The organism is Micromonospora rosaria, assembly GCF_001567585.1.
GTDB classification, from domain to species: Bacteria; Actinomycetota; Actinomycetes; order Mycobacteriales; family Micromonosporaceae; genus Micromonospora; species Micromonospora rosaria.
Genome location: NZ_LRQV01000091.1, coordinates 16,932 through 29,662 on the forward strand (window position 1 = coordinate 16,932; position 12,731 = coordinate 29,662).

Below are 12,731 nucleotides of genomic sequence, written 5' to 3' on the forward strand. Positions count from 1 at the left end.
CCCGCCGCGGGGACGACGTCCACGCTCGCCGCGTGGACCGACGGCGAGTACGGTACGGGGTCGTTCGCCGCCAGTGTCTTCGGCACCGAATCGCAAACCGCCTCCACCAACTGGGCAAGCCACACTCCGGCGGGACTGCCGCGACACTGACCGTCAACGCGACGGCGATGTCCGCCACGGCCTCGTTCTACGCCTGAATAGACATCCGGACAGTTGCGGTTCTGCTTCGAGGCACGGATCCAGTCCAGCGCCAGCAAGTCGTACCAGGGCACAACCGGTGCCGTCACCTGGAACTCACTGCCACATCTACGTAAGGATCCTGCAGATGGTGGGACGAGCGCGCCGGCGGCAAGGCATCCTTGCCCGACTCGCCGACCTGGCGCTGACCCTGCTCGCGGTCGGCGGAACGGTGTGTGTCGTCCTCGTCCCGCTGGCGTTCTTCTTCGACATCTCCCTCATCCTGTTCAAGACCGGGTCGATGAGCCCGACCATTCCCGCCGGATCACTGGCGGTGGTGCGGGAGATCCCCGCCACCGAGGTCGCCGTGGGAGACGTCGTCACCGTCGACCGCACCCCCCTGCCACCGATCACCCACCGGGTCGTCGACATCGCCGACGGCGGCGGCCCCGTGCGCCTGCTCACCCTGCGCGGGGACGCGAACGAGTCCCCCGACCCCGCACCGCACGCGGTGACCCACGTCCGGCTCGTCGAGTGGTCGGTGCCCCAACTCGGGTACGCGGTGCGCGCCGTGTCGAACGTCTACGCGGCGAGTGTCATCACGATCGGCATCGCCGCGATCGTCACCTGGGCGTTCTGGCCACGCGCCACCGCACCGCAGACACGTCGGCGCCACGCGTGGCGCCGACGGGGACCGGGCGTGACGGAACCCGCCCCAGCACAAGCAGGTCATGATCCCTGTACCCCGTCGAGCAGCGCATCGTCGCACGGTGACTCGAACGTGGGGCGCATGCTCGTCGCCGTGGCCGTGCTGCCGGGACTCACCGCCGCCATCCTCGCGACGCCCGGCCGGGCACGTGCAGACACGACCGAAGAGATCATTCGGAGCAGGAACCTCACCCTGATCTCGATTGGCGACCAGGACCGCATGAGGAACTTGGCGCCGGACGAACCCGTACCCTGGCAGGTCGGCGTCTCCGCGCGGGCGACGCAACCCGGCACAGTGACCATCTCCCTGTCGGCGCTGGGCCCACTCGCGGTCGACCCAGACGGACTCCAGGTCATGGTCGCGGTCTGCGCCACGCGATGGGTGCAGGGTTCCTGCCCCGCCGGCACGCAGGAGCAAGTCCTCCCGGAGGGACCCGCCACCAGACTGGCCGCACACCCCATCACCATCAGCTCGATGCGCGCCGACCAGCAACGTTGGGTACTCGTCACCGCGAGCCTCCTCACCAACACCACGACCTCGGGATCAGCAGACCTCGTCCTCACGGCGGTCGGACTCGGCGACCGGGCATCGGCGGGCGGAAAGGTCGGCCCGCTACCGCGTACCGGACCCGACCTGCGGACACCGGTACTCGCCGGCGCAGGTGCGCTCCTCGCCGGCCTCCTGCTCATGCTCGCCACCCGCAAGCACCGGATCAGGGTGCCGCAGCCGTGAGGCACCCGTGGATCCCCACCCCGCCGCCATGGGAGAAACCCCGGACCAGGTGACCTCCTGAAGCAGCGCGGGGTCACCGTCCACGTCGCAGAGACCACCGAGGCGGTCGAGGTCTACAACGACCTTGCCGCCAACGGCGTCGCCGTCGCGGGGCTGTTCCACTCGGCCTGCTGACCGTCACCACCTCGCACACCCTCACACGTATCCCGAGGACGCCCTAAAGGTGGCCATCAACGGGATCTGCCGAGTTGAGCGCATGGGATGGACCGAACAATGGCGTTGCGCACACGTGGCGACGCCTATATTTTCGCCGGCATGGAGATCGTGACCCACACCGACCGGCCCGAACTGCACGAGGCGGCGGCGGTCGTGTTTCACGAGCGTTGGCCAGAATTCATTTTCCACGACGACGTGCCGAAGAGATACATGGGCCGGGTCAAGGAGCATTTCGCGCGGTATGACGTCATGGTGCTCGATGAGGGTTCCGTCGTCGCCGGTGGATGGGGAGTGCCGATGGCCTGGGATGGCACCGTCGACAACCTGCCGTCCGGCTACGACGACGCGTTGGTCCGTGCGGTCGACGGCCGAGAAGCCGGCGTCGAGCCTACGACCCTGAGCATCATGGCGGTCGCCGTGAGCTCATCGCACGACAAGCGCGGCATGGCCGGTGTCGTGCTTGAGGAGCTCGCGCGACGAGCGCACCGCGACGGACTCGCGCATGTGGTCGCTCCGCTTCGGCCGACGTGGAAGCACCGGTACCCGATGGTGTCGATGACCGAGTACGCCGGATGGACCCGCCGGGACGGGCTTTCCATCGATCCCTGGATCCGCACCCATCAACGCATGGGAGCCCGCGTTCTCCGCCCGGCCCCGAGGTCGATGGTGATCGAAGGAACCGTCGCTGAATGGGAGAGCTGGGCGGACATGATGTTTCCGGTCACCCGGGAGTATGTGGTCCCCGGCGCACTCAATCTCGTGCTGATCGACCGGGAACGGGACCGTGGCGTATACGTCGAGGAAAACCTGTGGGTTCAGCACAGCTGAACTCGACGTCACATCGCAATACAGGAGAGACTGAGGTAGCGGACAGCACATGGACGTCGACCACCAGCTGACCCTGGCCGGGGACATCCCACCGCCCCACCTGGTCGACCAGCCACGGCTTCACCCAGGCGCTCACCTGACCGCCATCCCACTGGGTCCGTATCGGGCCGCCGGCCGGAAACGGTCGACCCGGACTCCGTAGCCTTGTGCTGGTGACATCGGTACGGGAGCGGATCAGGGCGATTCTCGCCGGGGCGGTCGACTACGAGGCGGGGCTGGACGCGCTGACCGTCACCCCGTCGGCCGAGGTCGACCCGGAGCTGGTGGCCGCGAAGGACGAGGCGTGCGCGCGGCTGTGGCGGGGCGGGTGGCAGCCGGCCGAGCTGCACCGGGTGGTCGCCCGGCGGGGCCGGCCACAGCAGGCCGACCTGGTGGCCGACGCGGTCGCCGCGCACCTGCGACACTTTCCCCCGGCCACGGTCGACGGGCGGTGGCGGGCACAGGCGGACACCCTCGGCGCGCAGGTCTGGTGGACCGGCGACGCGACGTACCTCGACGAACTCGCGGCCCGCTGGCGGCTCGACCGGGTGGCCGTCCTCGATCTGATGTTGGGCCTGCTCGCCATCCTGGCCACCCTCCCGCCGATCGAGGTGCTCGTTCCCCCGCCCGGGTCCGCCGCCGCGCCGACCGACGGGTCGGGCGCCGCCGGGTCGTCCCGCATCGACGCCCGCCTGCTGGACCGGGTACGCGCCCTGCTCGCCAAAGCGGAGTCGACGACCTTCCCGGCCGAGGCGGAGGCGTACACCGCCAAGGCCCAGGAACTCGTCACCCGGCACAGCCTGGACGAGGCGCTGCTGGCCGCGCGGGCCGGGGAGGCGACGCCGGTGGTGCCGTACGCGCGGCGGATGGGCGTGGACCACCCGCACGAGAAGGAAAAGGCGGCCCTGCTGGACGCCGTCGCCCGGGCGAACCGCTGCCACACGGTCTCCTCACCGGAGCTGGCGTTCAGCACCGTCTTCGGTTTCGACACCGACATCGACGCCGTCGACCTGCTCTACACCTCCCTGCTGGTACAGGCACACCGGGCGATGGCCCGGGCCGAGCCACCCGGCGGCAAAGCCGGCCGGGGCCGGCTGAAGGCGTTCCGCCAGTCCTTCCTGGTGGCCTTCGCGGTCCGGATCGACGAACGACTGACCGACGCGGCACAGCTCGCGTTGGCACACGCCGCCCGGGGCAACGGAAACGACGGCACCGGACCGGCCGACCTGCTGCCGGTGCTCGCCTCCCGCGACGAACAGATCCGCGAGACCATGCACCGGGTCTTCCCCCACACGGTCCGCGTCCGGGCCACCCGGGTGGACAGCATCGAGGGCTGGGACTCCGGCCGCCAGGCCGCTGACCGCGCCGCCCTGCCGACCGATACCCACCGGGGCCGGTAGCCCCGCCAGGGTGGAGCCGGCAGAACCCGGCCGGGCGTGATCGCGCTTGTCGAGCGCCGCGCGGTCCTCGCTCTGGCGTCGTTGGGTCGCGGACGTGCCGACCGCATGCCCTCGGCATGTTCAGGCGGCGTGCCACACGGCGTCGACGGCGTCGGTCAGACGGGCCGGGACAAGAGAATGGGCCTGCGAACATACAGGTCAACGCCGTTAATGCAGGCTCCCGATACTCCGTCGACCTGTCAGTTGGTGGGTCCGTCACGCTGCGGCAGGTCGGCAAGGTAGGAGCAGAACTTCTCGGTGTCAACGCCGCCTCAAACGGGACCACCGTGGTCCGGCTGAAACTGGACCACCTCGGTTTGGTTGATCTTTAGTCGTTGGTCTTGCTGGCCGCGGGGACGCGGCCGAGGTCGCGGTCTTTGAGTCGGTAGCTGTCGCCCTTCATCGAGATCACTTCGGCGTGGTGGACGAGGCGGTCGATCATGGCGGCGGCGACGACGTCGTCGCCGAACACTTCGCCCCACCGGCCGAAGGGCTTGTTGCTGGTCACGATCAGGCTGGCTCGTTCGTAGCGGTTGGAGACGAGCTGAAAGAACAGGTTCGCGGCTTCGGCTTCGAAGGGGATGTAGCCGACCTCGTCGACGATCAGCAGCGGGATCCGGCCGAGCTTGACCAGTTCGTCTTGGAGGCGTCCGGCGTGGTGGGCGTCAGCGAGGCGGGACACCCACTGGGCGGCGGTGGCGAACGCGACCCGGTGTCCGGCCTGGCAGGCTCGGATCCCGAGGCCGATGGACAGGTGGGTCTTGCCGGTGCCGGGCGGGCCCAGGAACACCACGTTCTCCTTCGACGCCACGAAGTCGAGGGTGCCGAGGTGGGCGATCGTCTCCCGCTTCAAAGAGCGTTGGTGGTCGAAGTCGAACTCTTCCAGGCTCTTGCGGGCCGGGAACCTCGCTGCCCGGATGCGGCCCTCACCGCCGTGAGCCTCGCGGGCAGCGACTTCGCGTTGCAGGCAGGCAGCGAGGAACTCCTCATGCGTCCACGACTCCGCCCGGGCCCGCTCCGCCAGCCTCTCAACGGCGGCGGCCAGGGACGGCGCCTTCAGAGCGCGGGTGAGGAACGCGATCTCCGACGCGACGTTGCGGTTGCTCTTGGTAGCCATCAGGCGGCCACCTCATCCAGGCCGAACATCCGGTCGTAATCGGCCAGCCGACGGTGCTCCACCTCCGTGGTGACCGCCGGCGCTGGTGCCTGCCGGGCCGCTGTTCGCAGATCGGCGGCGGCCTGGCGGTGGGTCGGGTCGGTGATGCTCTGATGCTTCGCCCAGCATCGGTCATGCCGGGCGACGAGGCGGTCCTCGCAGAACACCTGGACCCGGTCGGCGTCGGCGACGATGTCCACTCGTCGGCCCACGGCCGCCGGGTGCACCGAGTAGTCGTTGCCGTCCAAGCGAACGTAATGATCCCGAGGCAACCGTGTGGTGTGTCGCCAGCCAACCACCGGTGCGACCGGCGGCAGCGACAGCATCGCGGCCCGGTCGGCGTCCCACCTGTCCACGGGTCGACAGCCCAACATTCGATGCTGACGGTTGTTCGCCCGCACCAACCACTCGGACAGTTGGACATTGAAGTCCTGCGGCGAGACGAACCGGCGGCCGGGCAAGAACGAGGTCTCCAGATAGCCGTTGGCCCGCTCCACCAGGCCCTTGGCCTCCGGATCCGCCGGCCGGCACTGAATCACCTTGATGCCGAGAGTGCCGCGGAAGGCGTTCATCGCCTCCGTCAACTGCGGCCTGCCGGCCCGCCACTGCCCGACGGCGGACTCGTTGTCCCACACCAACGCCTTCGGCGTCCGGTCCCAGCCGGAGATCAGCGTCCAGTGCCCGACCAGCAGGTCCGGCGACTGCCGGGACGGGATCATCACCGCCGACAGCCACCGCGAATACCCCGACACCATCACCAGCACCGGCGGCCGGCCGACCTGCCCGAAGCCCAACGCCACGTCCGCCGGCGGGAACCACAGATCACACTGCGCCAGCTCACCGGGCAGATACTCCGTCCGCTGAGCCGGGTCAGGGCGACGGAACAACGGCCGCAACTGCTGCACCCGATCACAGAACACCGTCTTGCCCCGAGTCCACCCGACCCGCTCCATGATCACCGTCGTCGGCATGTCCGGGAACTCCGCCAACAACGCCCGGATCTGCGGCTCGACCGCATCCACGATCGAGCCCTTCGCCGCCCGCTGATACCGCGGCGGCTCATCACTGGCCAAGGCCTTCTTCACGGTGTTGCGAGACATCCTCAACCGCCGTGCGATGGCCTGGATCGCCATGCCCTCCGACCGCCGCAGCCGCCGGATCTCCGCCCAGTCCTCCACGCTCAGCACCTCCCGATGCTTCAGGAGGTGGTCCCGATTCAGCCGGAACCACGTGGTCAGTTTTCAGGCGGAGCCGACACTCGGCCTCACGGCGCCAGACACTTCCCATCATGGCGAGGGGGTAGCTCACCTCTCTGACAGGAGGCAGGAACCGGGGACAGGGACCTCTCCCCACCATCCATCACCCAGAGCGATCAACCCTTTCCCGATTGTCGATGGTTCTCGTCGCCGAGCCTTGGCGCTCACCGATTCGGTAAGGTGGGCATCACGTAGTCGCAGGGCTATTCACTGCTCATCGTTCATCATGCGTGTCGCACCGGGTAATGCCCCGGCGAACCCATTGGCAGTACAAGGAAGTTCCGACGTGGCCAAGCAGATCATCCAGAAGCTCATTGACGACCTGGACGGCGGGGACGCCGACGAGACCGTCCGGTTCGTCCTGGACGGAGTCCAGTACGAGATCGACCTGTCGGCGGCCCACGCGCAGCAGCTGCGCGACGCCTTCGCCCCGTACACCGCGCACGGCACCAAGGTCGGCGGGGGCGGCATCGCCAACGGCCGAGCGGCCCGCAGCGGCACTACAGCCGGTCACAGCCGAGGTCGCGCCAGCACCGACAGGGAGCAGAACAAGGCGATCCGGGACTGGGCCAAGAAGGCGGGCAAGGACATCTCCGACCGGGGTCGCATCCCACAGGATGTCGTCAACGAGTATCACGCCAAGGCCGGTCGCTAGCCCGCCGACCCGGCTTGTCCACACTGACTCTCCCGTTTCCGGCGACGCGGGGTTAGGGTGGCGCCATGCCGACCGTGCCGAGAGGGTACGCGCCCGGACGGAACGCGCTCACCGGGAAGGGCATCGATTCCGGGCCACGTCAGGCGAACCTTCCGTCCGGTGGATTCCTGCGGCTGATGCTCTGGCTCCTGGGCCTGCCACTGCTGCTGATCGGCCCGTTCATGGTGTACGCGGCCGTCGCTCTCGCCACCAGCGAGCCCAGCCTGAACCGGTGGATCATGGGGGTCGCCGGGGTGGGAGTCACGATCTCCTGCGCCAAGCTGGCCAGGTACGAGTCACGACTGCGCGAACGAGCCCGGCGGGAGTTGCACCGGCTGGAGGCGGTGGGCGTGGCCGCCACCGCCGAGATCACCGCCGTGCGGCCCACCTCCCTGGGCGAGGAGAGCGGAGTCGAGCTGAGCCTGCTGATCAGCGGGCCCGGGTTCGAGCCGTTCGAGTCCACCTCACAGTGCAAGGATGACCCAGCCCTGACGGTCGGGGCGCGACTCAACGCCGTGGTGGACCCGACCGACCGCCTGTACGCGATTGTGCCCTGACAGGCCGGCCATCCGACAGCGAGTACGGCTGGTGCGTCAGCGCGGTGCGGTCAGCGCCGGAACCGAGGCCGGGGCCTCGACCCCGCCCGGAGGATCGCCCGGTGTTGGCTGGTCCGGACAGACCAAGCCAGCAACCACCAACGCCGCTTTTTCCGACGCCGGTCAGCGGGACTTCTTCGTTGCTCGTTTCCGAGGTGGCGTCAACAGGTCCGCGATCGCCGTGATCGCGGACGGCACCAGGCGGTAGTACGCCCAGACGCCGCGCTTCTCCCGTTCGAGCAGGCCAGCCTCGGTAAGGATCCGAAGGTGGTGACTGACGGTCGGCTGGGAGAGCCCGAGCGGCGCGGTGAGGTCACTGACGGACGCCTCCCCGGCCGGGGAGGCTTGGATCAGGCTGAGCAGGCGCAGCCGGGCCGGGTCGGCAAATGCCTTCAGTACTCCCGCCAGCCGCTCGGCGTCGGCGCGCTTGATCGGCTCGCCAGCAAGGGGCGAGATGGCCGGCGTCGTAGTCTTCGCAGTTCCCACGTCTTGCATCGTTGCAGCAACACTGCCCGCCGGCGGTGCAAACGAGGGGTAGATCACCGTGATGTCGTGTGAAAAGCCGCCGCGTCCGTCAGGTCGGCATGATCAACGCACCAGAGGGTGCCGGAACCGTGTACGTGGTGATTGTCGGCGGGCAGGTCGCGTCTGGTGACCTCATCCGACCGCCCCAGGTTCTGCGGCTCGACCCTGCTCTGCTCGTCTCCCCCCACCTCAACGACCGTAGGCAAGCGTCACCACCGACGGTCACCCGAAAGACTCTCGCACATCGCCCAATGGCTTCGGGTCAGCTCCGCTTGCGGCTCGCGATCTCGTCAGAGAGCTGCTGCACACGGGCAGGGTCCGCGTCCCGGGCAAGGGCGACGTAGTGGTCCATGACGGCCGGCCGGTAGCGCACGGGCAACGTCTGTCCTGGGGCGAGTCGGGTGAGCTCGGTGATCGTGAGGTCTTCGTCTGCGATACCGCGGAACGAGATGCCGTCGGCGGTCTCCACGTCGAACATCAGGACCACGCGAGGGTTGCTGTTCACCTCCCGCCAGTCGACGAGAACGCCGAGCGCAAGCGCCCCCGTACGCAGTTCCGCATTGCGCTTCCGCGCATCACTGCTCAGCAGCGGGTTCGGGGCGATGCCCGGGAAGTCGGGCCCGACGCCGAGCGATTCCCGACTCAGGTCGGGCCTGAGCTGCGCCATCAGATCGTTGAGCTTGTTCTTCCAACCGAACATCCCGATCCCTCCCTCACACCGGTGCCGGAATCTCGGCCTGGCGCTTCACCCTCACCGCGATCATACGTCGCCGGCCATTCCCTTCCGGCCCGGGCGTCCCGTCGGTTTCGGGAGCATCCCCTCGATCAACGACCACCGGGCATCCGAGAGCAACCGAAAACGCGACACGGGACCAGAGTTCCAGCCGGAAACGCTCAACCATTGTCAGACACGCCCTAGGCCAGCCGCGATCCACAAGCAGATGAAGACCCTCGACGGAAGCCCGCAGATGTGCGACTCTCGACCCTCAGGGCTTTGTGCTTTCGAAGGGAGCCGAATTCCTGACTTTCTGATCCGTAGTCGGCAGGCATTTGGGCAAAGTAATCCAAATAGCACTCTATCAAAGCTGGTCCGGTTATCTAGCCCTGAATCCTGGTGAATCCGGCGGGATACCCGCAGGTCCACGCCCCTGTACGGGACCATGAGCCCGCAACGCCACTTCCAGCAACCAGGGCGGGGGCCCCGACTTCCGGGCCGGTCCGAGGGCGTCCGCGCCAGTTCCCCGACGTCCGAGCACCCACCGAGCACCCCGGCCACTCCAGCCCGGCTGATCAACATCGTGCTACCGGACACCAAATTGCTGCCCGACCTCGGCGCGGGGTCTGTCAAACACGAACGGCCCTGTCTCACATTCGGTGGTGACGGAGGGTGCTGCTATCCGAGGAGGATGCGGTGGCGGAGCAGGGTGAAAACTGCTCGTCCGTGCATTTGGCGTGCGATTCGTTTGGTCTTGGTGTTGACGCCTTCGGTGGGGCCGTTGCTGTAGGGAAGCGTGAGTGCGGCGTTCACGGCGTCGGCAGGCTGCGGTGAGCCGTGCCAGTAGATCTCGATGCTCGGGGGTGAGTTTGTCGGGCCTGGTGAGGATCATCCGGGCGAGCCGGCGTGGGGAGATGTGGCTGCGGTCGGCGTCCGCGCGGCCTTGGTTGATGTACTTGTGCAGAAGGTTGAGGCAGCCGGTGAAGCCGAGAGCCTTGATCTCGTCGATGAGGTGCTTGACGCCGACGCCGGGGGCCTCGGCTCGACGTTTGCGCAGGTGTTCGCGGTAGGGGTCGACGAGGCTGGCACGGTACTTGGGGACGCGGAGCATCCGCTCGGGCCGGTCGATGCGTGCGTAGCGTTTGACGGTGTTCAGGGCCAGTTGTAGGCGGCGGGCGCATTCGAGTAGGCCGACGCCCTGGTCGACTAGGTCATGGACCTGGTGCCAGCGTTGCAGGGTCGTCTGCGCGCGGGGCCCGTCGTAGATGGGTGCGTCCAGTACGGGGGCCCAGCAGGTGCTGTGCGCCTTCACCTCGCTGAGAGCGGCTTCGCATAGGTTGTGCCACAGGTGCCACCTGTCCGTGACCTGCACCGCGTCGGGAGGGCGCGGCGGATGGCCTCGGCGTAGGTGGCCGAGCCGTCGCGGCACACGATCTCGACGCCGGGATGCTCGCGTAGCCACGCTTCGAGGGTGTCGGCGGTGCGGTCGGGCAGTACTTCGATCCGCTCATGTGTCTCGATGTCGATGACCACGGTGGCGTAGCGGTGCCGCCGGCGCAGGGCGAAATCGTCAACGCCGATCACTCGGGGCTTCCGCCCGGTGGGTAACGGGATGCGCAGCAGGGTGCGCAGGGCCGTGTGACGGGACAGGCCCATGGCCAGTACCGCCAGCAGACGCGACCCTGCCCGGCCTGCTAACTCCTTGACCACGGCTCTGACCTGCCGAGACAGCCGGGTCGTGCGGCGTTGGTATCGCTCCAGGACCCCCGGGACTTGTTCACGGAAGGTGTGGCGGCAGCCGCGCGTGGGGCAGACCAGACGCCGCACCCGCACGCGGACCACCACCCGACGCCCGTCGACCGGAACGTCGGCCACCGTCCGCCAGTGATAGCCGTGGACCCGTCCCGACGAGGCCCCGCACATCGGGCAGACCGCGGTGTCGTGCGGCGTCCGGGCTCGAACCACGATCCGCTCACCCTCATCGACCACGTCCTCGATGATCAGCGGGGACAACCCCGAGAACACCGCCTGCACAGGCTTGTCGACATTCTCCACATGGGAGGCAACGACGCTTCACCACCCTCCGTCACCACCGAATGTGAGACAGGGCCGTTCGTTTTACAGTCCCGATCACCGACATCTACCACCGGAAGGGCTCGCGCCATCCCGGAATTACCTCGGCCCGATCCGAATTAGGCGGCGGACCGAGGAGAGCGTCCGACCGAAGGAACCCACGCGAGGAAGGTGTGCCAGCGCCGAAGGCGGGTAGGCAGCCGACCGACGGGGACCGGGGAGGCGTGGATGGCGAACGAGGCGCCGGACTACTTCCAGCCCGAGGGCGGGCTGGTGCTCACGCATCTGCTGATCGTGCGGGACGTGGACCGGTCACGGGAGTTCTATCAGCGGGTGCTGGGAGCCACGGTGGTGCGGGACCGCCAGCCGGCGATTCTGCGGTTCCACAACAGCTACATTGTGATCAACAGCGAGGGCGGTCCGACCGACGACAAGCCGGACGTACAGGCCCAGGCGCCGACAGACTCGAACACCCTGAGCAGCGCGATGAACATCCGGGTCACCGACGTTTACGCTGTCTATGAGCAGTGGCGGTCCCGGGGTGGCGAGTTCCTGACCGAGCCGAAGGACCACGGCGTCGAGATCCGCTGCTACCTGCAGGATCCGGACGGCTACCTCATCGAGCTTGGCCAGGGCACCGGGATCCTCGCCGAGATGGGCCAGGCCGTCTCGGCCTTAGGGAGAAACATTTCGTACCACCGGCGAGCCAGCAGGGGAATGCCCGTCCGGATGAGCGAAAGACAGCGGTGGATGCCACGCTGGACTCTCGCGATCCCCGCTGTTCTGTAGGCGGCGATGGCGCTGGCCTACGCCGCAACGTCGATCGGATAAATCCCGTGCCTCTCACCTTCCCGTCCCACCCGGCAGCGATCGTGCCCCTGAAACTCTCGCGGCCACGCTGGTTCGACGGAACGGCGTTGATCTTCGGTTCGATGGCACCGGATCTCGCCTACGTCCTCGATGGCTCCGGCCTGCCGGTCGGGCCCTTCTCCCACCAGCTTCCCGGGCTGGTCGGCTGGTGCGTATGGCCGACCTCCGGCACACCGTCATACGGCTCTCCCGGGCAGCCGCATGACGAACAGCAGCACAGGCCGTCAGGAAGTTGGTGGCCGGTTCGGCAAGGCCTCGATGCGGCAGACCGCCCAGCAGGTGGCGGCGCTGCTGGGTATCAACAACGAGCACGCTGCTGCTGCGGCTGACCAACAACGCCGTGTTCGCCTTCCCCGACGCTGGGCGTCGTCATCCGGATCACCCGCTCGCACAACCTGCAACGGGTCGCGAAGGGTCGTCACGCTCGGCCGATGGTTCGCCCAGATCGACGCCCCCACGATCCAGCTCGCCCCAGGGTACGAACAGCCGGCCGACGTCAACGGACTGCAGGCCACCATCTGGACCTACCTGCCACCCCGCCCCCGCCCTCCGACCGTAGGAGCGGGGCCGTCGCGTCGTCTACGGCTGGCTGTCCTGTTCGGCCGGTGGCGGTCAATCCCCGCGCCGGCCGGGCGGCTGCCGGGCCGGACGAACCGTGGGATGCGCGCCGCTCGGGCCGGGTCGATAGTGGATGTCCGGTGCCAGT

The 12,731-nt window shown here is 68.2% G+C and carries 11 protein-coding genes and 1 pseudogene; 7 read left to right on the top strand and 5 right to left on the bottom strand.

The genetic code is table 11. From position 1 onward, the window contains the following. Positions 1-277: 277 nt before the first annotated feature. From AWW66_RS21620 to AWW66_RS21630, 3 genes are all read left to right on the top strand, one after another. Positions 278-1,618, top strand: coding sequence for a signal peptidase I (locus AWW66_RS21620; RefSeq protein ID WP_211272050.1), 1,341 nt, complete (start codon positions 278-280; stop codon positions 1,616-1,618). 273 nt (positions 1,619-1,891) lie between these two features. Further along, positions 1,892-2,662 carry a hypothetical protein gene (locus AWW66_RS21625; protein WP_245648411.1) on the top strand — a complete coding sequence of 257 codons (771 nt, stop codon included), beginning with the start codon at positions 1,892-1,894 and terminating at the stop codon, positions 2,660-2,662. Between the two features lie 212 nt (positions 2,663-2,874). Continuing rightward, on the top strand, positions 2,875-4,101 hold the full coding sequence (locus tag AWW66_RS21630; protein ID WP_067369529.1) for a DUF2786 domain-containing protein: 1,227 nt from the start codon (positions 2,875-2,877) through the stop codon (positions 4,099-4,101). Between the two features lie 367 nt (positions 4,102-4,468). Here AWW66_RS21630 and istB read toward each other — a convergent pair whose 3' ends face one another. Both istB and istA read right to left on the bottom strand, forming a co-directional pair. After that, positions 4,469-5,257, bottom strand: coding sequence for an IS21-like element helper ATPase IstB (istB, locus tag AWW66_RS21635; RefSeq protein ID WP_067369506.1), 789 nt, complete (start codon positions 5,255-5,257; stop codon positions 4,469-4,471). After that, positions 5,257-6,483 (bottom strand): IS21 family transposase, encoded by a 1,227-nt coding sequence (gene istA, locus AWW66_RS21640; RefSeq protein ID WP_067369509.1) that lies wholly within the window; start codon positions 6,481-6,483, stop codon positions 5,257-5,259. Before istA ends, istB begins: the two co-directional genes overlap by 1 nt. 355 nt (positions 6,484-6,838) lie before the next feature. Here istA and AWW66_RS21645 point away from each other — a divergent pair, with 355 nt between their 5' ends. After that, positions 6,839-7,207: a histone-like nucleoid-structuring protein Lsr2 gene (locus AWW66_RS21645; protein ID WP_067369512.1), complete on the top strand. Its 369-nt coding sequence runs from the start codon at positions 6,839-6,841 to the stop codon at positions 7,205-7,207. Between the two features lie 65 nt (positions 7,208-7,272). Next, the gene (locus tag AWW66_RS21650; protein WP_157527686.1) at positions 7,273-7,803 is read left to right on the top strand and encodes a hypothetical protein; all 531 of its coding nucleotides are present in this window, start codon (positions 7,273-7,275) and stop codon (positions 7,801-7,803) included. 162 nt (positions 7,804-7,965) lie between these two features. Here the strand turns inward: AWW66_RS21650 and AWW66_RS21655 are convergent, their stop codons facing one another. The 3 genes and pseudogenes from AWW66_RS21655 to AWW66_RS21665 form a co-directional block, all read right to left on the bottom strand. Further along, positions 7,966-8,337 (bottom strand): ArsR/SmtB family transcription factor, encoded by a 372-nt coding sequence (locus AWW66_RS21655; RefSeq protein ID WP_067369518.1) that lies wholly within the window; start codon positions 8,335-8,337, stop codon positions 7,966-7,968. 292 nt (positions 8,338-8,629) lie between these two features. Further along, a complete protein-coding gene (locus AWW66_RS21660; RefSeq protein ID WP_067369521.1) occupies positions 8,630-9,067 on the bottom strand; it encodes a hypothetical protein in 438 nt (145 codons plus the stop codon). 693 nt (positions 9,068-9,760) lie between these two features. Beyond that, positions 9,761-11,137 (bottom strand): annotated as a pseudogene (locus tag AWW66_RS21665) (ISL3 family transposase). A gap of 246 nt (positions 11,138-11,383) precedes the next feature. Here AWW66_RS21665 and AWW66_RS21670 point away from each other — a divergent pair. After that, entirely contained in the window at positions 11,384-11,944 is a 561-nt protein-coding gene (locus tag AWW66_RS21670; protein WP_245648412.1) for a VOC family protein, read from the top strand. A 47-nt stretch (positions 11,945-11,991) separates the two neighbouring features. Further along, positions 11,992-12,354 carry a DUF4184 family protein gene (locus AWW66_RS36520; RefSeq protein WP_157527689.1) on the top strand — a complete coding sequence of 121 codons (363 nt, stop codon included), beginning with the start codon at positions 11,992-11,994 and terminating at the stop codon, positions 12,352-12,354. Positions 12,355-12,731 lie beyond the last annotated feature (377 nt).